This window comes from Mesorhizobium sp. LSJC269B00, assembly GCF_000502815.1.
Lineage (GTDB): Bacteria > Pseudomonadota > Alphaproteobacteria > Rhizobiales > Rhizobiaceae > Mesorhizobium.
This window is the reverse complement of record NZ_AYVN01000008.1, coordinates 41,100-59,763: the sequence shown is the minus strand read 5'-3', so window position 1 is coordinate 59,763 and position 18,664 is coordinate 41,100. Positions and strand designations below refer to the sequence as shown.

Genomic DNA, 18,664 nt, shown 5'->3' with positions numbered 1-18,664 from the left:
GGTCCCTCGCGCCTGCTTTTCTGGAACAAGCCGTGATGTCCCGCATTTTATTGGCAGGGACACAAGGAGTGTCGAGTGAAAGCGATTTTGGGACTGGTCGGCGGCTTCGTGCTGACCCTTGCGGTGTTCGGCAGCGGGCTGGTTTTCGCGGCCTGGCTGCTTGCCGCCAAGCCAGCGCGGGAGGCAAGGCCGACCGTCAGCGTGGCGGAGCTGTGGACCCGGAAAGCGCGGCCGGTGGACAAGACGGCGCAGGACTTCGAACGTGTGCCGCCCGAGCAGTCCGCGCCTGCCGACATCGCCGCCAAGGAGCCGGCTCAGGACCCGGCCAGGCAGCAGCCCGATCCCACAGTCACCGGCGCCATCGCGCGGACCGAACTGCCGCCGCCGCATCTCGCCTGGTGCGCCAGCCGATACCGCTCCTACGATCCCGACGACAACAGTTACATGTCATACAGTGGACAGCAGCGCACCTGCGTATCGCCCTATCTCGCCGCCGACCGCGTCGCGCCGCGAGAGGCAAGCTACGTCGAGGGCGCGGGCGCCTACGCGGCTGCCGGCGGCGAACCGGACCATGTCGCCTCCTGCTTCAGCCGCTATCGCTCCTACCGTCCGGAAGACAACAGCTACCAGCCATATTCCGGCGGGCCGAGACGGCAATGCGAATAGCCAGCGCGAAGGGCGCCGCAACGATTGCGACCGCGCGATTTCTGAGATCGTTCGGATCGTCCTCAAAGCCCAGGGGAGAACCACCATGGAAGACGACCGGCATCACAAGATACAGCAGCGCGCCTATCAGATCTGGGAGCGCGAAGGCACTGGCGACCCCGAGCACCACTGGCACCGGGCCGAGGCCGAAATCGACCGCGAGGCGGCGCTGCCGCTGACGGCCGACGACGCCCTGCCGCGCGAGATCGCCAGCACCGACGTCCTGGCGGTCGAGGAACTCGCCGTGCGCACCGGCATATCGGGCGACGAGGCACAGGAGCTGATTGACAGGCTGGGCACGGACCGGGCTGCAGTTGAGCAGGCGGCGAGGGGGATCGAGGGGAAGAGGCGGGCGAAGTCATGATCGGTCCGACGCCGCATTCATTCGCGCAAGGCGGCGACACCGTAGCCATCGCCGCTTCCTACGGCATAAGTTTATCAAGCGACTGAAACACGCCTGCACTTTTCCAGAGGGTTCGGTTGCCGATAATATATACGGCTTCCTTCGCTCGGGTGACGGCTACATTAAGTAGATTAGGCCGCCCGCCGGCCCATCCTCGTGCCCCGCGTTGCTCGGCATTGGGAGCTCCGAGGACGAAAAAAACCGCTTCAGCTTCCCGCCCTTGGACCGTGTGGACGGTTCCGACACGCTCATACACCCAGGCAAAAGGGTTCTCGACCCATTCATCAAGCAATCCGCTTGAACGCAGCATTTCACGTATACGGTCCTGCACCACCACAAACGGCGTCACAATGTAGAAGTCAGGCACAACCCCTTGTTGGCGAAGCTGCCGGAGCATACCCAACAACATCTCGCCTTCTTGCGGGCACCATTTTTCCTGTCCGCGTCCCTCCACATCGATCCAGCATGAAGGACCGAGGACATCCCGGATAGCTGAGGTCTTGGCAGTTTTCGCCTGGACCATCAGATTCTCGTAGGCAATTGAATTTGATATGCTGAACATCGGCTCTTCGCATCGACGATGAACCAGAAGGGGCACCCCAACTTCACGTGTGCCAAATTTGGTTTCGAAGGTGCCGTAATATTCTGTGGCGCTGTCTGCCAGCGTCTGTGAAGACGCCCCGGGCGGGCAGTAGATCAAGGGATCGACCCCGAATTGATGACACATCGCTTCGGTCAGTTGGTCTGGTAAAACCACAACAGGCTCGATCTGAATCGGGTCGCCTACAACGACTGCACGCTTGGTTCTTATCAAGGCTCCGACAGCGGCCTGCGGCAATGCCTGACCGGCCTCGTCGAGCCAGAAGCCAGCCGAATTCTTCTGGCCCGATCTTGGGGAACATGCGGGAGACTGACGCGAACGTCGTGGAAACCACTGGCACGAGAAGAAAAAGGGTCGACCACAGGTGTGGAATGAGCGCGTCCTTCTCCTCACTGCCAAGTGAGCGAGTGCCGAATCCGTCCATCAATGCATTAAGGTTATGCCGAATTGGCTGTGCCGCCGCGTCGACAAATGCGCGATGTAGTGCCATCGCCGCCTCAAAAACATCATTGCGAAGCCGGGCACTTTTTTCGTCCAACCAGGGCGCGGTCTTTTGCTTATCCGCGTGCCGCCGCTCAAAAAAATCCTCCGATATAGATGTTCCGGGATACTGGCGCACAAGAGATGCGTGGCGTTGTCTGTTTTGCTCAAGCGCAGCTATTAGGCTCGCATGTGACTTTCGCAGCCTTTCAACATCTCCCGCCAGCCGAGAATGCTCAGCGCTCTTGGCATCGGCCGCGTTCTTCAGCAAAGCTAGTTTGCTTCTCGCTTCAATCAGGCTTGTCAATAAGGCACCGTGCTCTGCTTGCCATCTGCGGTAAGCTGCAGTTCGGAAAAGGCGGCCCAAAAAGCCGGGCCGTGAGCGCATGGCAACTGTGGCATCTCGCTCAAGCGTCTCTACATTCGGTCGCTGTTTTTGGTGTAGGAGAGCTGCAGCCTGAGCAAGGTGGGCAGAGCGCTCCAGAAGTGGCTGAAGGGACGTGATCTCAGAGTCAACCGTGGCGATTGCGACCTGACCCTTTGCAAAAGCAATCAGAAGGTCGTGGATCTCCTGCAAATCCGTGAGAGCTGTCTTCGCCTGTGCGAGTGCCTTAGTGAAGCGCAGACGTGCCGTACCCCAGCGCCGCAATGCTTCGTCATGATCTTCCGGCGCGTTTTCCTGCGCGACGATACGAGGCGGTCTTCGGCGTGTTCCGGTCTCAGTCTTTTCCTCGATTAGCTGCGGATTGCCGCTTGCCTGCTGCAAATAGCGCTGAAACCCAACATCCTCATCCCACCAGAAGGTTTGCCGGAAATCACTTCTGTTTCGGGCGTTGCCGAGCACAGCTGCAATAACGCCCCAACTATCGCGCCCCAACAGCGCATCTGAAACCGTTTTGAAGTACCGCAGGCCGGTTGCCTCCTCAGCGATGGCGCCCATTCCCGGCAGCTCGGCGCTGACATTTTCCACCGCTTTGTTGTTAGAGGAGGCGACAATGATTTCATGTCCGCGAAGCTTGTCGTCCAGCTTGTAGAGGTGAATAAACGAATTGCCCCTTTTGAGTTTTTGGCCAGAAGCCGACAGCGCATCTTTTGGATCGCTGAACGAGCAAAGAAGCTCGGCGCGATTCGTAACGATGGCCGCTACAACATCCCGTAGCAGGGTGGTTTTGCCTGTACCTGGTGGACCGTTGACGGCAACAATTCCCTCTGTTTTCAAATCGTGCAGGGTAAGATTGACGGCGCATTGCTGGAGCATTGCCAAAGGGTGTCGTCCGTTGCCGGGCCAAGAGCCTAAGGGAAACTTCGCGGGCTCCAACGCGTCTGCAATAGCGCGGTTGTCGCTCATCAAATTTCGCCGTGCTTTCGGCTTTGTGGTTCCGATGTACCGTTTGAAATTGCCGGTGGCCTTTCCGTCCGCGACCAGCGCTTGTGCTCGGGCAAGGTCTTCGAGAAAGAACGAGTTTAGTAAGATCGCTTCCGGCGGGTCCTGTAATTTAAAATATTGATACGAGCGTACGGCAAAGGCAGGAGCTTTCGTAAAGTGTGAATCGATCCCGATCTTTACCACCAGCCAGCGGTGCGCCGCCTCGATCGATTTTCGCGTTAGAGGCTTCGGCCGACCCTCTTTGTCCTTGGCTACAACTTTCTGACTGAGTTCCTCGACCAAATGCCGCTCGACTTGGGACCACGTGCCGAGGTCACTCAGTCGCCCGGCTAGTGCCACAGGCATACCCCAGCCGAAACTGGAGATAGCTACGCAGTCATCTTCAACGGGGCGACCCTCGCGATCCACCATGATGGTTGCAAGTACAGCCTCGCCCCGCGCCGCCGGCCTCTCAATTCGGCTATCGGTATAGACCTGCAGCAGCGCGGAAATGGCGGCTTCCATATCAACGCTGCCCAGAATGATCTGATAGTAGAGTTTCTGCTTTGGTCGACTGCGTTCTCCTTTATTCTCCCATGGAAGGTAAGGCTTATCTAACGGTGCAATTCGGGAACGATCGCCGCTCGTTAGGTCCTCAGGTTTGCGGAAGGATGGAGGCGACAATACCTCCATTGCGGTCCATGTCGACAACACATCAGCTGCTTTGTTCGTGATAGGCGGCCGCTCCAGTGCGGGGCGCGATACCAGCGGAATCGCAGCTTTTTCCGGCAGCGGGTACTCTTTGACATCAGTTTGTGGCAAAGGCGTTGCCGCACCGGGGGTGGACACGGCGACGGTGGCTGTAGCATCCTGATTTTGGCTGTGGTTGCGTTGTTGGGGCGCCGTCCTTGAATTGGTCCCAACCGCCTGGATCGCTCGGCGCTTTAGTTCCTGCGCACGAGGTACTGTTCTCTCCGAAAGTTCAGCAATTAGAACCTTCAGAAAATCCGGATCATCGCGTTGGTGATCGAAAAGCTTTTCAAGCTCCGCCACACCTTTTTGTATTAGTGGTCTGCGAGTCATAATTCTTTTATTTTACCTCAGATTTCCGGTGCGCCATCTCAGTGCCGTCAGTGCTTTGAAACGTGTCTGTCCGTTTGTGCCTCTTCACGGCTGTCCCAGTCTATAGCGAACCTGCCGAATATGTTCGCGCTTGCATGCCCGTCAGCCCTCTGTCAGTCCAGCCATTCTGATCGCCCATCCAACCCTCATTAACCTTTCATTAACCATGCTCGGCCTAGCGTTTACCTCTCAGTAAGGAATCGCCCGCCGTGACCTTTGCCGCTCCCCTCGAGGCCAAATCCATTCGCTTTCGCGCCCGCTCTTTCGTCGCTTTCACGCTGACGCCGGAGGCGCCTTTGGATGTGTGGCTGGAGAGCCTGGATCGCTGGGTCGGCAACTCGCCGGGATATTTTGCCGGGCGCCCGGTGGTGCTCGATCTGAACGTGCTGAAGCCTGATGTCGTGGCCATCGAAGCGCTGGTCGATTTGCTCGGCCAGCGCGGCATCCGCATCTATGCCATCGAACTCGATGGCGGCGGCGAACTCGGCGCGCATCTGCCGCCGGCGCTGGTCGGCGCCAAGGAGGCGACCACCGACGGGCTTTTGCTGCAGCCGAGCCGCAAGGCGGGCAGGGCGGAGGATGCCACGGCGGCAAGCGACATGAAGGCGGCCGGTGACATCAAGGCAGATTTGAAGGCAGGCGAGTTGAAACCGGCGAGCGATGCCAAGACGCAGCCTCAAGACGTCAAAATTGCCGCGCCGGACGCCGGCACGCTGATGATCCGCTCGCCGATCCGTTCAGGGCAGCTGATCTTCCATCCGCATGGCGATGTCATCGTGCTGGGCTCGGTCGCGTCCGGCTCCGAGATCGTCGCCACCGGCTCGATCCACGTCTATGGCACGCTGCGCGGCCGCGCGTCGGCAGGGGCGCAGGGCAATACCGCCGCGCGTGTCTTCTGCCGCAGGAACGAGGCCGAGCTTCTGTCGGTCGATGGCTGGTATTGCACGGCCGAGGAGATGGACCCGTCAGTCCGGGGCAAGCCTGTGCAGGCATTTCTCGACAACGGCATGGTGCGCATCGCCCCTTTCAGCTAATGCGTCTCGCCCGACAACGACATAACGAACAACAACGGAGGCTTTATTGATGGGCAAGGTAGTGGTGGTCACCTCGGGCAAGGGGGGCGTCGGCAAGACGACCTCTACCGCGGCTCTGGGGGCGGCGGTCGCCAAGACCGGCAAGAAGGTGGCGCTGGTCGATTTCGATGTCGGCCTGCGCAACCTCGATCTGATCATGGGCGCCGAACGGCGCGTGGTGTTCGACCTCGTCAACGTCATCCAGGGCTCGGCAAAGCTGTCGCAGGCGCTGATCCGCGACAAGCGGGTCGAGACTTTGTTCCTGCTGCCGGCCTCGCAGACGCGCGACAAGGATGCGCTGACCGAGGAGGGCGTGGCCGAGGTCATCGGCAAGCTGCGCTCGGTCTTCGATTATGTCTTCTGCGACAGCCCGGCCGGCATCGAGCGCGGCGCGCAGCTCGCCATGCGCTTTGCCGACGAGGCGGTCATCGTCACCAATCCTGAAGTGTCGTCGGTGCGCGATTCCGACCGCATCATCGGCCTGCTCGATTCCCGCACCTTGCGCGCCGAGGAGGGCGAGCAGATCGCCAAGCACGTGCTGGTCACGCGCTACGATGCGGGACGCGCCGCGCGCGGTGAAATGCTGTCCATCGACGATGTGCTGGAGATCCTGTCGGTGCCGCTGCTCGGCATCATTCCGGAAAGCCAGGATGTGCTGCGCGCCTCCAACCTCGGTTCGCCGGTGACGCTGTCGGAGCCGCTGAACGCCGCCGCCAAGGCTTACATCGACGCGGCCAAGCGCCTCGAGGGAGAGCAGCTGCCGGTCATCGTGCCCTTCGAACGCAAGGGCTTCCTCGATCGTCTTTTGGGAAGGAGGGCGGCATGAACCTGCTCGACATCTTCAAGCGGCGCACCAGCGCGCCGGTGGCGCGCGAACGGCTGCAAGTGCTGCTCGCCTACGAGCGCCGCAACCGCAGCCAGCCGGACCTGGTCTCCATCCTGCGCGAGGAGATTATGGCGGTGATCGCCAAGCATGTGCAGATCGACCAGGACTATCTGCAAGTCTCGATGGACCGCGGCGAGACCATGTCGACGCTGGAGATCGATATTCAGATCCCCAACAAGAGCGCGGTGCCGCTGGCCATGGCTGGGTGAGATTGAAGCTGCTGATCTCCCCCCTTGTGGGGGAGATGGCCGGCAGGCCAGAGGGGGGCACTGTCCCGCTGGCCTGTCAATTACATTTAGCAACGGCTTTGCCGAAGATCTGGATTCGCTGAGACGTAGCGATCCTTCGCGCCCCCCTCTGTCCTGCCGGACATCTCCCCCACGAGGGGGGAGATTGCGCTCCTCGCGCTCGCCTGCGCCAAGCACCCCCGCCCGGACCTACGGTCCGACCTCCCCACAACGGGGAGGTAGGGGCCCGCGCCTCTCCCCAAAAAATATTCAACCAACTAGTTGACTATCTAAAATCTCGCCTCTATATTCAACTACGTGGTTGAATTAGAGACGCCCCAGATGGACCAGATTTTTCACGCCCTTGGCGACGCCACGCGCCGGCACATGCTCAATGACCTCGCCGGCGGCGAGCGTACGGTGAGCGAGTTGGCGCAGCCCTTTGCCATGTCGCTGGCCGCCGCCTCCAAGCACATCAAGGCGCTGGAGCATGCCGGCCTGATCCGGCGCGAAGTGCGCGGCCGCACCCATGTCTGCCGCCTCGAGGCCCGCCCGCTGGCGAACGCCTATCAGTGGCTCGGCCAATACGCGCGTTTCTGGAACAGCCGCCTCGATGTGCTCGAACAGCTTTTGCGCGAGGAGGCGGGGCGCAAAACGCCGGCAGCGCAGACAACGCCGGCACCGGCAAATCCAGAACCATCGAAGCCGGAATCACCCAGGCCAACATCATCCGAGGGAGACGACCGATGAACCAGATGAACAGCTTCGACGGCTACGCCCAGCTGATCCAGCCGGCCACTTTGAGGATCGAACGGCTTTTGCCCGGAACCAGGGAGCGCGTCTGGGAATATCTGACGCAGAGCGACCTGCGCCGCCAATGGCTGGCGGCCGGCGACATGGAGATGGAGGAAGGCTCTTCCTTCGAGCTGGTCTGGCGCAACGACGAACTGACCGACCCGCCCGGCGACAGGCCGGCCAGTTTCAGTGGCGGCGAACAGCGGATGCACAACCAGATCGTCGAGTGCGATCCGCCGCGCAAGCTCACCATCACCTGGAACGGCAGCGGCAATGTCACCTTCGAATTGGCGCAGCGCGGCGACGACGTCCTGCTCACCCTGGTCCACCGCCGCCTGCCGGACCGCTCGAGCCTGATGATGCATGCCGCCGGCTGGCACGTGCATCTCGACCTCCTGGTTGCCCGCGTGGCGGCCGAGAAGCCCGAACCGTTCTGGGACAGCTTTAGCCGTATCGTGGCGGAATACGACCGGCGCCTGCCGGCCTGACCTGACCTAACGCATCGCCCGGTCCAACCGGGGGGCACCATCGATCCCTTGCGCCGGATGCCGTCGCAAGGGCCGGCGAAACACGCGCCATCGCCAGACACCGCGGCGCGTCATCGGAAGTGAAACCAGGCAACGTGCTTGCATCCCGCAAGCCCGAAGGAGGAAGTCATGCGTAAATTGATCACCGGAATGAAGATCTCCATCGACGGCAAGATGGAAGGCCCCGAAGGCTTCGCCGACTGGGTCGACAACTGGTCGGAGGAATACGGCCTGATGCCTGAGATCGACGCCTGCCTGCTCGGCGGCGTCATGTATGCCGGTTATGAGCGCTACTGGAGCGCGATCCAACAGAACGAGCCGGACCAGCCATTGCCGATGACCGGCAGACTGGTCGACCCGGCCGAACTCGAATGGGCGCGCTTTGCCGCGAAAACCCCGCACTATGTGCTGTCGAACACCATGACGACGTCAGCCTGGGCCTCGACGCGCTTCCTGCGCCGCCTCGACGACGTCGCGGCGCTGAAGCGCGAGCCCGGCAAGAACATCTACCTCATGGGCGGCGCCCGCATCACCGCCAGCCTGATCGAAGCCGGCCTGGTCGATGAAATGCGGCTGATCGTCTATCCGCTGCTCGCCGGCGACGGCAAGGCGCTGTTCGGCACGGTGCACGCCCGGCACGGACTGGAACTGCGCCAGGTCGGCCAGCTGTCGGATGGGCGGGTGAGCCTGGTGTATGGGCTGGCGAGCTAGCCTCTTTTCCTCTCCCTCCGGAGGGGGAGAGGTGGCGCCGCGAAGCGGCGACGGAGTGGGGGAAGGCGCTCATGAAACCCACGGTCGCCGCAAAACAGGAGCGACGGAAGCGAGCGCGAAACGCCTGCAAGCAGGCAATCAGGCGGATGAACGGTCGACCCCCACTCCGTCGAGCTTCGCTCGACACCTCTCCCCCGATCGACGGGGGAGAGGAAATGCGTCGGCGTTCGCCTTCCACGTCTTGCCCCATCAACAGTCTGCCCGTGCCACACGACAGCCAGGCCTATTATCCATATCTCGGGCCAACGCTGCGGCGCACCGCGCGGAGGGACTGGAATTGACGTCGACGCCGATTGCCGCAGCTGAAGCGAAGGGCTTGCCGATCGGCGCGTTGCTTGGCGCCATGGTGTCGATCCAGATCGGCGCCACCTTCGCCAAGGGCCTGTTTCCGCTGATCGGCGCCAATGGCACCACGGCGCTGCGGCTGGCCGTGGGCGCGCTGATGCTGGCGGCGGTGCTGAGGCCGTGGCGGGTGCGGCCGTCGCGCGCCGTGCTGCCCTGGCTCATCGCCTATGGCGTCAACCTCGCGGCGCTGAACCTGCTGTTTTATGCAGCGCTCGCCAGAATTCCGCTCGGCGTCGCGGTGGCGCTCGAATTCTCCGGCCCGCTGCTCGTGGCGACGCTGTCGTCGCGGCGCGCCACCGACTTCGTCTGGGTGGTGCTGGCCGTTGCCGGCATATTGCTGTTGTCGCCCTTCATCCACTCCGGCAGTGCACTCGACCCGATCGGCGTGATGCTGGCGCTGGCCGCCGGCTGCTGCTGGGCGCTCTACATCGTCTTTGCACAAAAGGCGGGCGCCGAGCTTGGCAGCCAGACCACGGCTTACGGCCTGGTCATTGCCGCTGCCGTCGGCCTGCCGTTCGGCCTCGCCGAGGCGGGTACCGGCCTGATCGCACCGGCGATCCTGGTCAGCGCGCTGCTGGTCGGGCTGTTCTCCAGCGCCTTGCCGTTCTGGCTGGAGATGGTGGCGCTGACCCGGATGCCGGCCAGGCTCTACGGCACGCTGACCTGCCTGGAGCCGGCGCTGGGCGCGCTGGCCGGCTTCCTGTTCCTGCACGAGATCCTGAGCCCGTTGCAATGCGCGGGCATCGCCGCCGTGGTCGTCGCCGCCTTCGGAGCCGCGCTGACCACCAAGCCGCCGGTGCCATCGCCGGAATAGGTGCCTGAAATGGGTATGTGACGCCGATGCCGTGGTCCGCCGGTCCCGTGTCCGGTTGCTCAAGCGCCTGCAGCATCGATATATGGATCGATGCATGCGCAGGAGATCCAGATGAGCAGGGCCGACAGCATTGCTTGAGCCGTCCGTGATCAAGGCAATACTCCTTGTCGGGTTCGCGGCTGTCGTTGCGGCTCTCGCCTGGCGGCTGGCGCGGTCTCGTCGCAAGGCCCGGCTTCGTGAAGATCCGGCCAACGACTACGCCGTGCGCCGGGACTGGTCGGGCAACCACGGCAAGCTCAATCATTCGACCTTTGTCTATTTCGATTCCGATCGCGACGGCCGCTACGGGCTCGGCGACCGCCCGATGGCCGGCATCATGGTCAGACTGCATGATGGCGACGGCCGCTTCGTCGCCGCGGCGCGGAGCAATCGCGGCGGCTTTGCCAATTTCCTGGCGTCGGCGAAACGTCGGGCCGCGCCCATCCATGTGCCGGGCAGCTACCGCTTCACCGTGTCGGTTCCGCCCGGCTGGCGCTCGAGCAGCGCCAACGAGGTCCAGTCGCAGCACCTCCGGCCGCTGCCGGGCTCGCCCACCGGGCTGGTCTCGGAAGCAATGCTGCAGCCGGTCGGCCTGTTTGCGATACGCCGGCTCAGCGGCCGCGTAGCGGACGGTGTCTCGGCGAGCATCTCGGTGATGGCGAAAGGGCAAGAGGTGGCGGTGCATCCGCTAAGTGCTGGCGCTGGCTTCCGTCTCGATCTGCCCGATGACGCCGACGCGATCGAAGTCACCGGCGATGGCAGGGAACGACGACTGGTCTTGTCGGCCTACCCGACCGAGCTCGGCCTGCTGTCGCCCGAGAACGCGGCTGTCGACAGCGCCGCGTCCTTGCAGGCCATCGGTTTCGACGATGTCACGACGCGCGGCCTGCGCAAGGTGCCGTCCGGTTATGCCGGGTTGACCTGGTTCAACCTGAACGCACTGGCGCGCGATCATACCGAAGGCAGCGAAGGCTACGTCAACGGCAATATCTCGGGAGACCATGTCTGCTATACGAGCAGCGGACACCCGGCCGAATTCTCGAGCGACAAACCGTTCGGGTTCCATTCCGTGATGCTGACGGCGGCATGGTTGAAGTCCGAAGGCGAAACCGCACTGGTCGAGAGCTGGCTTGGCGACCGGCTGATCGCCAGCGACACGATCGTCCTGTCGGCACTGGCGCCCGTCCACTATGCGCCGATGTTGGCGGCGGTGACGCGCGTGCGCCTCTCCACGAGCCACTATTGGCAGCTCGTGCTCGACGATCTGGTGGTTGCGCGCTGAACGGTCCCGCCGCCTGCGGGAGATCATGCTCTGGAAACGATCAAGCCGCCCGACTCTGTCAGGAGGATCTCGATCTACCGGGGGAACGAGTTTAGCCCGGAATAGGAGCAGAAGCGCCGTTCGCGGTGATCTGCGAGAGCTTGCCCTTCTTGACCAGCACCGGCTTCGAATAGGTCTTCCTCATTTTCCACTCTCCACGTCGGGCACCCAAAGCCCTGTTCCCGGCCAGACGGCACGAGGCGTCGGATAATCGGCTGCTAGACTGCGACCGGCCCGGAGCCGTTACCATTGTCGGCTGTAACCTGCGAGAGCTTGCCCTTCTTGACCAGCACCGGCTTCGAATAGGTCTTCTTCATGCCGCATCTCCAGTGTCAGGCGAGGCCGCCAGATCAGGCGACAGTCCGACTCAACGACTTCACTCGATCGGGCCGGAACCCGCTCCATTGGCGAGCGCCGTAACCTGCGAAAGCTTGCCTTTTTTGACCAGAACAGGCTTCGAATAGGTTTTCTTCATAGTGAATCCTCCAAGCTTACGCGATAATGCCAGACGGATCGGCACTGTCAACCTTCGCGGCGCCGTCGTCCCGTCCCGGGTTTTCTTGGCGCCGATGCGTTAATCGCAAATCCACCTTCATCGAGAAATCGTTGTTCTTGGGCGTGCATGGCGCGGCCGGGTTGCGGTGCGGAAAACGTCCGAAACGGCGGCGGGTCTGGCCTGGTTGGTCGGCCTGGTCAAACAGAGCGGCAATGCAGCGCGGACTGGCCCAGCCTAAACATTGGCCTTGCCGTCGCGCCGCACTCACAGTTCCTTCTCCGCCAGTTCGCGGAAGGCATCGGGAACCGAGCGCCGGGCTTCCAGCGCCACGGCGCCATAGCCGACAGCCTCTCTGCCAAAGCGCTGGCGGATCTTGTCGATGGCGCGGTCGGCGCCAAAGCGCGCCAGGCCTTGCCTGCTGCCGGGCCGCTGCTTTTCATCGGCAAGCCCGAGCGGCAGCTCCAGCTGCAGCTCGGCACTTTCTTCCAGCTGCGACACCGAGATCGCCAGCAGCGAGATGGTCTTCTCCCGAGGGTTGGCGGCCAGCACGCCGCGCACCAGCTCCCCGGCGNACCGAGATCGCCAGCAGCGAGATGGTCTTCTCCCGAGGGTTGGCGGCCAGCACGCCGCGCACCAGCTCCCCGGCGATTTCGGCCAGCATCGCGGTTGCCGAAATCGGCTGATCGAGCGTCAGCGAGCGTGTGACAGCGTGCAGATCGGCGAAACGCACGCGCACCGTCACCGTGCGCCCGGGCCGTGATTTCGCCCTGAGCCGGCTGGCGACCCGGTCTGCCAGATGCAGCAGGACGGGTCCGAAGATACGCGCCTCGGCCGGCCGTCTGCCAAGCGCCGACTGCGCGCCGGCGGAATGCGACCGCCTGTGGGTTTCGAGCTTTCGCGGGTCGCGGTTCCATGCCAGCGACGCCAGCTTTTCGCCGGCGGCGGGCCCGAGCAATCTTCGCAGCGCCCCACCATGCGTCTTTGNCTCGATGCCGATCTCGGCCAGCCGCGCTCTGGTCGCCGGGCCGACGCCCCACATCAGCCCGACCGGCAGATCATGCAGGAAGGCAAGTTCGGTGTCCGGATAGACCACCGCCAGCCCGTCGGGCTTGGCCACCTGCGAGGCGATCTTGGCCAGATGCTTGGTGCGCGCCACGCCGATCGAGATCGGCAGGCCGAGCTCTGCCCGGACGCGCCGACGCACCGTGGCGGCGATCTCGGCCGGCGGCCCGAACAGATGCGTGCAGCCGGCGACGTCGGCAAAGGCTTCATCGATGGAAATCCGCTCGACCAGCGGCGTGAAATCGTCGAGCACCTTGATGGCGGCGTCGCCCAGCCGCTGATAGTCGGCGAAATGGCCGCCGACGAAAATCAGTCCGGGGCAAAGCTCGCGCGCGCGTCGTCCGGGCATGCCGCCGCGCACGCCGAAAACCCTGGCTTCGTAGGAGGCGGCAAGCACGACGCCGCCGCCGACGGCGATCGGCTTGCCCCTGAGCGCCGGGTCGAGCAACTGCTCGACCGAGGCGTAGAAGGCGTCGAGGTCCGCATGCAGGATGGTGGGCTCCATCCCGACCGTTCCCTTTGCGGCGTTGCAGCATTAGCCGCGTCTGTTGTGAGAGGCGTTTTTGCCGAACAAATAGAGAACAAACAGGGCCTATTGTCAAGCGAAGCGGTTGTCGCCGGCCGGTCCGTTCCAGATCGGGCTGTCGAGTGCTCCGCCTGGGCATCGGACCTGCGGAACATTGTCTCTCGCCTCAGCGTTCATATCCGCGACGGGACGCTGTTTTTGTGGAGGCCGGTATGGGCCAGTTCGAGATGATCGACCTCGTCAGCGTCGTTGACGCCTGCACGAGCGATCGCGTTGCCGGGCACTGCGTGTCAATGGCCAGGGCGGTAGAGGAGTTGCGAGTGCTGACCGGTGATTTCGTATCGCCGGACGAGACGGTGGCCAACGCGCTGTCGGCAGTGGCGCTGGGGCGCGGCTGCGCGGTGGTGTTCGACGAGCGAGCGGGCGCCGACATCTTGCTGACGCCGTAGCGCGGCGGCGCCGGGTTGTGGCAGCCAGAAAAGTCGAACAGCGTGCAAAAAGCTGTGCAGGCATGGCCCCATAACCGGGGCGTGGAAAAGTTCTGCGCGTGGGTGTATTCTCCAGGTCGCAAGCGGTCGCAGACCGCATAGGGGGAGAAATGACATGCCGAGGGTTTCAGAACTCTTTTTCAAAACTGCCATCTTGTTCCTGATGTTGGGGATTGCGGCCGGCCTGCAGATGGCGATCTCGGGCGACCACGCCGCTTTTCCGGCGCACGCGCATATCAATCTGCTCGGTTGGGTGACGAGCGCCATCTTCGGCGGCTACTACGCGCTCAATCCGCAAAAGGCGGCGCGTCGCATCGCCATGATCCACTACGGGCTCTACACACTCGGCCTGGTGATCATGCTGCCGGCGCTGTATGTGATGCTGCAGGGAAACCCGGCGCTTGAACCGATCGTCGCCGGCGGCTCGCTCATCGTCGCCGCTGCCGTTCTGGTTTTTGCTTTCGTGGTGTTTTCGCCCGAAACGGCGCGCTCGGTGTCCGGCGTGGTGCCGGCTTCTCGCTGACTGTTCGCGCAGCGATCAAGTCCGACCCGCGTTCGCGACCCGCCACGCGGGTTGGCCAGGCCGATGGCCGCAGCCGCTGGCTGCGGTGTCTATCGCCGCGTCGGCGCTTAACATACCCGAGTCCCACCACGTATTATTTCGTGACTATTTGGCGCCGGAACCTTCCCAGATATCGCGCGTTGCGGCGACTGTATTCGCGCTGCCTTATATATAGGCAGACTTGAGTACGTCCACAGCATGGGTTGGGGGAGGAGCAGGCCACCATGTCGAACAGAGAAATCGGAACGTCGGCCTCACTGGGCCGACGCATCGCCGATCTGAAAGCCAGGATGCGAGACGCCAGCGTTACTGAACACGAGATGCAGACCTTCCAGAAGGTCGCGGCCATCATGGGGGGTGTCGAAGGCTCCCTACGCCTCGACGCCGACGACCTGATCGCGGCGTCCTTCGTCACCGAGGCGCTCGGCGATCCCGGGTCGAACTGAAGGCCAGAGCCCGTCGGCACTCAAGTGCCGGCGGTCGATGGCCCGATTCGCAGCGCTGCATGCGAGCGTGCCCGCACCGCCCGCGCCGGGGATCTCTTGCGCACTTTGAAGCTTTCAGGCGAGCGGCCTCCACGGCGCTTGAAATATCGGACTTCGCGTTCGTGCTTCTCGGCTGCCTCGCGGCTGTCGAACGTGCTGAGATTGCGTCGCCGTCCAGCCCTTGACCACAAGGGCTAAGCCAAAATCGCCAAGGCGCCTTAAACGAAGGATCCGGCCAGCCGGATCCTTCGAAATATCGCGATGCTCCGGCATCGCCTTCAGCTCATACTTGGTCCAACTGGTGACGGCGTGGACGTCCCGGGAAACCTCTCGAAAGTCCGCGGTCGCTGCCTTACACGTCGTCGAACGGGCCGCCGCGCCTCGCCAGGTCGTGACCAATGGCGGCTTCCTCGGCGTCGTCGGGCAAGGCATCGTCACTGTCTTGGTAGGGGTTGTCGTCATCCTCCTCGGGCAGTTCGCCTTCCTTCTCGACACCGGTGGTGTCCGGCAGGCTTTCCTCATCTGCTCCGTCGGGCAGGACCGTTGCGCCACGCAGCGCATCCCAATCCTGCCGACCCGGCGTCGGCGCTTCCACTTCATCATTGGCGATCCTGTCGCGGGCATCGTTTTTGCTCGGTGGCGCCTCGACCTCGTCATTGGGTTTTCTGTTTCGTTCCATGATTGCCTCCTCTGGGCGGCTTAGCGTCGAGAAGGTGGAACTCACTTCCGGCTGCCAGGTTCCAGCAACCACTCCAGCTTCAGTGGAACCAATTGCCGCCAGTCTGCTTTGCCAAGGACTAGTCTGCTTTGCCAAGGTGATGAATCCAGAGGAGCTGGACCATGAAGACTTTCCCCCTCATCCCATGCGTGCTGCTCTTGGCGCTGGTCGACCCGGCGGCCGCGCAGGACAATAGCGACCAGCACGGCCCTGCCGCGCCTTGCCAGGCGCAGCCTCAGGACGATGGTCAGAAGCCGCCGGCCGCCAATGGCGGTGGCGAATCGTCCAGCACGCTCGGTCCCTGCGGCGGCGTGCTGCAGCCGCCGCCCAGTGGTGACCAGGGTATGACGCAGCCGCCGCCGGATCAGGGCAAGACGCCGGTGATCAAGCCTGGCGAGGTGCCTGCGCAGCCGCCGAAGCAATGACCTTTGCTTGAAACTTCACGGCGTGGCACGAAGGCGGTCGGTTCCGGTCTTGGCCGGGCACGACGCGGTCACCGGATCAATGCCGGCGCCGGCCGCGATCGCCACCGGAATTGGAGCCGTGCATCGTCCATGTCGAAGGTCTCCTGAGGGATTGTGCTTCAATGCGAATCTTGCGGGTGCGGGTTCTGCTGGCATGACCGGAAGCCGATCAATTTAGTCTCCGCTTGCGGAACAAGACCGTACCGGCTGCGTTTGCCTCCAGGAGCCCGCCACCTCGATCTGCGCTGTTTTCGCCTCATGCGGGAACACGGCGGAGCTCGCCAACAACGACAGGAGACGAAGATGAAAACCATCCTTATTCCCGCCGTCGCCGGGCTCGCCATGATCGCTGGTATCGGCATTGCCGCCGCCGACGAGGTCATCGTCACGCAGCCGGCACAGCAGCAGGTGATCATCACCCCGGAACAGCGCACGGTCGTGCACCAATACGTAAAGAAACATCCGCTTGCCTCGGTCAATCTGCTCGGCGTCGAATTGAATGTCGGCACTGCCTTGCCTGACACTGTCGAGCTGCAGGAGGTTCCCGACGTTCAGTACAGATACGCCGTCGTCGACAACCATACCGTGTTGGTCGACCCCAGCACGCGCAGGATTGTCGAGGTGGTCGAGTAACGCTCGACAACCTAACCATTCATCGGTGATACGGCCCTGTCGTTCTTCCCAAAAGGGCGGCAGGGCCGAATGACGAACATGATGAAAGGAGAATTGCCATGTTGCCGCATGTCGAGACCCCGAACTCCGCCAATGTTGCGGCGTGTTGCGACAAGTTGCTGGCCGAGCGCAACACGGCGCTGTTATCGATGAAGGAAGCGATCGCGCTCCTGCGGGAGCGCACCGGCACCGATCGTTCGGATGCCGACCTCGCCGGGCTGATCGTCAAGAAAGCGGCGCTGCTCGGCGTTGCGGTGATTTCCGACCCGCGCTGAGATGTCTCGTCACTCAAGACGCCGGTCGAATTTTCGGCTAATGTTTTCGTGGAATCTGGACCAACCGGCCGGACCCAACCACGGAGGCTTAAGTGACGGACGACAAACAGGACCGCATTCGCCAGCGCGCGCACGAGATCTGGGAAAAGGCCGGCCGGCCTGAAGGCGCGCATCAGGAACACTGGGAGCAGGCCACGGCTGAAGTCGATGGCGCGGTCGCCAAGCCCAAAAAGGCGGCGAAGAAAGCTGACGCCAAGCCCGCCAAGGCAGCCGCCAAGCCAAAGGCGGCGAAGCCTGCCGCCGCAAAGTCCGGCAAAGCCAAATCGAAATAAGGCCAGAAATAAGGCCAGTCGAAATAAAGCAAGGCCGGAATTCGCTGGCCGGGGCCATCCTTGGCGCCCGCCGTTCAGGCGCGCCCGAGCCTCTCAACCTGACGAATTGCGCCTGCGACGGGCAGCGCAATTCCTTGTGTTTGGCGACAGGCGCCCTCATGCCTCCCAGGCATAACTCGACAGCGCAAAGCGAATGCCGGCAGCTGTCATGGCCAGTTCGCATTCGGTGATCTGGCGCAGGTGGCGCAGATAGCGCGTTACAGTCTGTGGCAGCCAGCCGGCGCAGGCCTCGACATAGGCGCGGCTGTGAACAAGGGTGCCGGTCGACAGCCTCTCGTCCTTCTCGGCAACGACTTTCAGATATTGGCGGATGAAGCGGATGTCGTCGGCGATGTCTTGGCTGGCCATTCGCCAAGCCCCGGCGAGGCGTTCGCACTGATCGAATGACAAGGGCAACAAAGGGGGCGGCAATAAAGGCGGCGGCAACAAAGGCGGCGGCAACGACGGGGGTGACAGCAAAGGCCGAGAGAGATCGGCGAAGGCAACATGGTTCGCTGTGCTCAAGGACATTCCTCTCTGCGAAAAGAGATATCGTACTTTATGTACGAATAAGCGTCAAGCCAATTTCGTACGGTTGGGACGATGGAAATGAATATAGCAGCGGTCGCTTCAGCTAATCCCGCATCGTGAATCCTTCAGGAGTCGCACCAATTTCGCGGAGGGATTTCCCCAGGATGGTGTGACTGTTTTCCCTCGTGGCGGCGTCGAACAGGTTCAAGCCGCCCCGGATCGTCTCGCGCCAGTTTTCGCCCTTGTCCCACGCTTCCATGAAGGCGAAGGCAAGGTCGTCCTGGCGACGCGTGGCTTCGAGCGCTTGGGTCAGCAGGCGCGCTTGATGGAGATCCTTCTCCCGCTTGGCGCCAGCGCTCGGCCCGCGTCGCGAGGCGACGATCAGCTTGTGGATGGCGTAGCGCTGGGGCGAGGGGACCAGCACAGGCAAGCCCGAGCGATGCAGGAGCACAGTCCGGATGGGGTCGCGGATAAGGAAATCCAGAAACCGTAAGGGCTGCGCGGAGTCTCTGCCGTTTTCTTATAATTACGTTTATCAG

General features: G+C 62.8%; 24 protein-coding genes and 3 pseudogenes. 17 read left to right on the top strand and 10 right to left on the bottom strand.

Annotation, left to right across the window (positions count from 1 at the left end; all coding sequences use genetic code 11):
• Positions 1 to 75 precede the first annotated feature (75 nt).
• Together X771_RS145510 and X771_RS145515 are read left to right on the top strand one after the other, a co-directional pair.
• Positions 76 to 666: a BA14K family protein gene (locus tag X771_RS145510; RefSeq protein WP_023689025.1), complete on the top strand. Its 591-nt coding sequence runs from the start codon at positions 76 to 78 to the stop codon at positions 664 to 666.
• An 85-nt stretch (positions 667 to 751) separates the two neighbouring features.
• The gene (locus X771_RS145515; RefSeq protein ID WP_023689024.1) at positions 752 to 1,069 is read left to right on the top strand and encodes a DUF2934 domain-containing protein; all 318 of its coding nucleotides are present in this window, start codon (positions 752 to 754) and stop codon (positions 1,067 to 1,069) included.
• Positions 1,070 to 1,127: 58 nt separating this feature from the next.
• On the opposite strand, the gene X771_RS1000000165950 is transcribed toward X771_RS145515, so the two are convergent.
• Both X771_RS1000000165950 and X771_RS1000000168820 read right to left on the bottom strand, forming a co-directional pair.
• Positions 1,128 to 1,706: a C-terminal helicase domain-containing protein gene (locus tag X771_RS1000000165950; RefSeq protein WP_280941960.1), complete on the bottom strand. Its 579-nt coding sequence runs from the start codon at positions 1,704 to 1,706 to the stop codon at positions 1,128 to 1,130.
• 7 nt (positions 1,707 to 1,713) lie between these two features.
• Positions 1,714 to 4,608, bottom strand: a complete 2,895-nt coding sequence (locus X771_RS1000000168820) for a hypothetical protein (RefSeq protein WP_198025845.1) — start codon at positions 4,606 to 4,608, stop codon at positions 1,714 to 1,716.
• Between the two features lie 278 nt (positions 4,609 to 4,886).
• On the opposite strand from X771_RS1000000168820, the gene minC reads away from it, so the two are divergent.
• The 8 genes from minC (at position 4,887) to X771_RS145555 (ending at position 11,436) form a co-directional block, all read left to right on the top strand.
• Complete coding sequence (gene minC, locus X771_RS145520; RefSeq protein WP_023689023.1) at positions 4,887 to 5,711, top strand: septum site-determining protein MinC; 825 nt, start codon at positions 4,887 to 4,889, stop codon at positions 5,709 to 5,711.
• A 49-nt stretch (positions 5,712 to 5,760) separates the two neighbouring features.
• Positions 5,761 to 6,576: a septum site-determining protein MinD gene (gene minD / locus X771_RS145525; RefSeq protein WP_023670342.1), complete on the top strand. Its 816-nt coding sequence runs from the start codon at positions 5,761 to 5,763 to the stop codon at positions 6,574 to 6,576.
• Positions 6,573 to 6,845, top strand: a complete 273-nt coding sequence (gene minE, locus X771_RS145530) for a cell division topological specificity factor MinE (RefSeq protein ID WP_023684809.1) — start codon at positions 6,573 to 6,575, stop codon at positions 6,843 to 6,845. The genes minD and minE overlap by 4 nt, the downstream gene beginning before the upstream one ends.
• Before the next feature lie 336 nt (positions 6,846 to 7,181).
• Complete coding sequence (locus tag X771_RS145535) at positions 7,182 to 7,613, top strand: metalloregulator ArsR/SmtB family transcription factor (protein ID WP_023689022.1); 432 nt, start codon at positions 7,182 to 7,184, stop codon at positions 7,611 to 7,613.
• On the top strand, positions 7,610 to 8,146 hold the full coding sequence (locus X771_RS145540; RefSeq protein ID WP_023684811.1) for an SRPBCC family protein: 537 nt from the start codon (positions 7,610 to 7,612) through the stop codon (positions 8,144 to 8,146). The genes X771_RS145535 and X771_RS145540 overlap by 4 nt, the downstream gene beginning before the upstream one ends.
• A 168-nt stretch (positions 8,147 to 8,314) precedes the next feature.
• Positions 8,315 to 8,896 (top strand): dihydrofolate reductase family protein, encoded by a 582-nt coding sequence (locus X771_RS145545; protein ID WP_031202852.1) that lies wholly within the window; start codon positions 8,315 to 8,317, stop codon positions 8,894 to 8,896.
• 337 nt (positions 8,897 to 9,233) lie between these two features.
• Complete coding sequence (locus X771_RS145550) at positions 9,234 to 10,115, top strand: DMT family transporter (protein ID WP_023689020.1); 882 nt, start codon at positions 9,234 to 9,236, stop codon at positions 10,113 to 10,115.
• A 145-nt stretch (positions 10,116 to 10,260) separates the two neighbouring features.
• Positions 10,261 to 11,436: a hypothetical protein gene (locus X771_RS145555; protein ID WP_023689019.1), complete on the top strand. Its 1,176-nt coding sequence runs from the start codon at positions 10,261 to 10,263 to the stop codon at positions 11,434 to 11,436.
• A gap of 91 nt (positions 11,437 to 11,527) precedes the next feature.
• Here the strand turns inward: X771_RS145555 and X771_RS1000000166970 are convergent, their stop codons facing one another.
• The 4 genes and pseudogenes from X771_RS1000000166970 to X771_RS09960 form a co-directional block, all read right to left on the bottom strand.
• The gene (locus tag X771_RS1000000166970; protein WP_023689018.1) at positions 11,528 to 11,620 is read right to left on the bottom strand and encodes a hypothetical protein; all 93 of its coding nucleotides are present in this window, start codon (positions 11,618 to 11,620) and stop codon (positions 11,528 to 11,530) included.
• A gap of 73 nt (positions 11,621 to 11,693) precedes the next feature.
• Positions 11,694 to 11,792 carry a hypothetical protein gene (locus tag X771_RS1000000166965; RefSeq protein ID WP_023684816.1) on the bottom strand — a complete coding sequence of 33 codons (99 nt, stop codon included), beginning with the start codon at positions 11,790 to 11,792 and terminating at the stop codon, positions 11,694 to 11,696.
• 59 nt (positions 11,793 to 11,851) lie between these two features.
• Positions 11,852 to 11,950 (bottom strand): hypothetical protein, encoded by a 99-nt coding sequence (locus tag X771_RS1000000166960; protein WP_023670351.1) that lies wholly within the window; start codon positions 11,948 to 11,950, stop codon positions 11,852 to 11,854.
• 285 nt (positions 11,951 to 12,235) lie between these two features.
• Positions 12,236 to 13,538 (bottom strand): annotated as a pseudogene (locus X771_RS09960) (DNA polymerase IV).
• 233 nt (positions 13,539 to 13,771) lie between these two features.
• Here X771_RS09960 and X771_RS145560 point away from each other — a divergent pair.
• From X771_RS145560 to X771_RS145570, 3 genes are all read left to right on the top strand, one after another.
• Entirely contained in the window at positions 13,772 to 14,008 is a 237-nt protein-coding gene (locus X771_RS145560) for a hypothetical protein (protein ID WP_023689015.1), read from the top strand.
• 154 nt (positions 14,009 to 14,162) lie between these two features.
• Positions 14,163 to 14,570 (top strand): hypothetical protein, encoded by a 408-nt coding sequence (locus tag X771_RS145565; RefSeq protein WP_023684822.1) that lies wholly within the window; start codon positions 14,163 to 14,165, stop codon positions 14,568 to 14,570.
• 263 nt (positions 14,571 to 14,833) lie between these two features.
• Complete coding sequence (locus X771_RS145570) at positions 14,834 to 15,055, top strand: hypothetical protein (protein WP_023670355.1); 222 nt, start codon at positions 14,834 to 14,836, stop codon at positions 15,053 to 15,055.
• A gap of 297 nt (positions 15,056 to 15,352) precedes the next feature.
• On the opposite strand, the pseudogene X771_RS1000000169890 reads toward X771_RS145570, so the two are convergent.
• Positions 15,353 to 15,433 (bottom strand): annotated as a pseudogene (locus tag X771_RS1000000169890) (PRC-barrel domain containing protein); the annotation flags it as partial.
• Between the two features lie 13 nt (positions 15,434 to 15,446).
• Positions 15,447 to 15,773, bottom strand: a complete 327-nt coding sequence (locus X771_RS0134425) for a hypothetical protein (protein WP_023689014.1) — start codon at positions 15,771 to 15,773, stop codon at positions 15,447 to 15,449.
• A gap of 161 nt (positions 15,774 to 15,934) precedes the next feature.
• Here X771_RS0134425 and X771_RS145575 point away from each other — a divergent pair, with 161 nt between their 5' ends.
• From X771_RS145575 to X771_RS145590, 4 genes are all read left to right on the top strand, one after another.
• Entirely contained in the window at positions 15,935 to 16,237 is a 303-nt protein-coding gene (locus tag X771_RS145575) for a hypothetical protein (RefSeq protein ID WP_023689013.1), read from the top strand.
• 342 nt (positions 16,238 to 16,579) lie between these two features.
• On the top strand, positions 16,580 to 16,909 hold the full coding sequence (locus X771_RS145580; protein ID WP_023670359.1) for a DUF1236 domain-containing protein: 330 nt from the start codon (positions 16,580 to 16,582) through the stop codon (positions 16,907 to 16,909).
• Between the two features lie 98 nt (positions 16,910 to 17,007).
• The gene (locus tag X771_RS145585; RefSeq protein WP_023670360.1) at positions 17,008 to 17,223 is read left to right on the top strand and encodes a hypothetical protein; all 216 of its coding nucleotides are present in this window, start codon (positions 17,008 to 17,010) and stop codon (positions 17,221 to 17,223) included.
• Between the two features lie 92 nt (positions 17,224 to 17,315).
• Complete coding sequence (locus tag X771_RS145590) at positions 17,316 to 17,555, top strand: DUF2934 domain-containing protein (protein WP_023684825.1); 240 nt, start codon at positions 17,316 to 17,318, stop codon at positions 17,553 to 17,555.
• Between the two features lie 156 nt (positions 17,556 to 17,711).
• Here the strand turns inward: X771_RS145590 and X771_RS145595 are convergent, their stop codons facing one another.
• Together X771_RS145595 and X771_RS145600 are read right to left on the bottom strand one after the other, a co-directional pair.
• Positions 17,712 to 17,963, bottom strand: a complete 252-nt coding sequence (locus X771_RS145595; protein ID WP_023684826.1) for a hypothetical protein — start codon at positions 17,961 to 17,963, stop codon at positions 17,712 to 17,714.
• Between the two features lie 370 nt (positions 17,964 to 18,333).
• Positions 18,334 to 18,630: pseudogene (locus X771_RS145600) on the bottom strand (GSU2403 family nucleotidyltransferase fold protein); the annotation flags it as partial.
• Between the last annotated feature and the right edge of the window lie 34 nt (positions 18,631 to 18,664).

Coding starts and splice junctions, on each gene's coding strand:
- X771_RS145515 (WP_023689024.1), top strand. CDS start 752: ATGGAAGACGACCGGCATCACAAGATACAGCAGCGCGCCTATCAGATC.
- minD (WP_023670342.1), top strand. CDS start 5,761: ATGGGCAAGGTAGTGGTGGTCACCTCGGGCAAGGGGGGCGTCGGCAAG.
- minE (WP_023684809.1), top strand. CDS start 6,573: ATGAACCTGCTCGACATCTTCAAGCGGCGCACCAGCGCGCCGGTGGCG.
- X771_RS145540 (WP_023684811.1), top strand. CDS start 7,610: ATGAACCAGATGAACAGCTTCGACGGCTACGCCCAGCTGATCCAGCCG.
- X771_RS145545 (WP_031202852.1), top strand. CDS start 8,315: ATGCGTAAATTGATCACCGGAATGAAGATCTCCATCGACGGCAAGATG.
- X771_RS1000000166970 (WP_023689018.1), bottom strand. CDS start 11,620: ATGAGGAAGACCTATTCGAAGCCGGTGCTGGTCAAGAAGGGCAAGCTC.
- X771_RS1000000166965 (WP_023684816.1), bottom strand. CDS start 11,792: ATGAAGAAGACCTATTCGAAGCCGGTGCTGGTCAAGAAGGGCAAGCTC.
- X771_RS1000000166960 (WP_023670351.1), bottom strand. CDS start 11,950: ATGAAGAAAACCTATTCGAAGCCTGTTCTGGTCAAAAAAGGCAAGCTT.
- X771_RS145560 (WP_023689015.1), top strand. CDS start 13,772: ATGGGCCAGTTCGAGATGATCGACCTCGTCAGCGTCGTTGACGCCTGC.
- X771_RS145565 (WP_023684822.1), top strand. CDS start 14,163: ATGCCGAGGGTTTCAGAACTCTTTTTCAAAACTGCCATCTTGTTCCTG.
- X771_RS145570 (WP_023670355.1), top strand. CDS start 14,834: ATGTCGAACAGAGAAATCGGAACGTCGGCCTCACTGGGCCGACGCATC.
- X771_RS0134425 (WP_023689014.1), bottom strand. CDS start 15,773: ATGGAACGAAACAGAAAACCCAATGACGAGGTCGAGGCGCCACCGAGC.
- X771_RS145575 (WP_023689013.1), top strand. CDS start 15,935: ATGAAGACTTTCCCCCTCATCCCATGCGTGCTGCTCTTGGCGCTGGTC.
- X771_RS145580 (WP_023670359.1), top strand. CDS start 16,580: ATGAAAACCATCCTTATTCCCGCCGTCGCCGGGCTCGCCATGATCGCT.
- X771_RS145585 (WP_023670360.1), top strand. CDS start 17,008: ATGTTGCCGCATGTCGAGACCCCGAACTCCGCCAATGTTGCGGCGTGT.
- X771_RS145595 (WP_023684826.1), bottom strand. CDS start 17,963: ATGGCCAGCCAAGACATCGCCGACGACATCCGCTTCATCCGCCAATAT.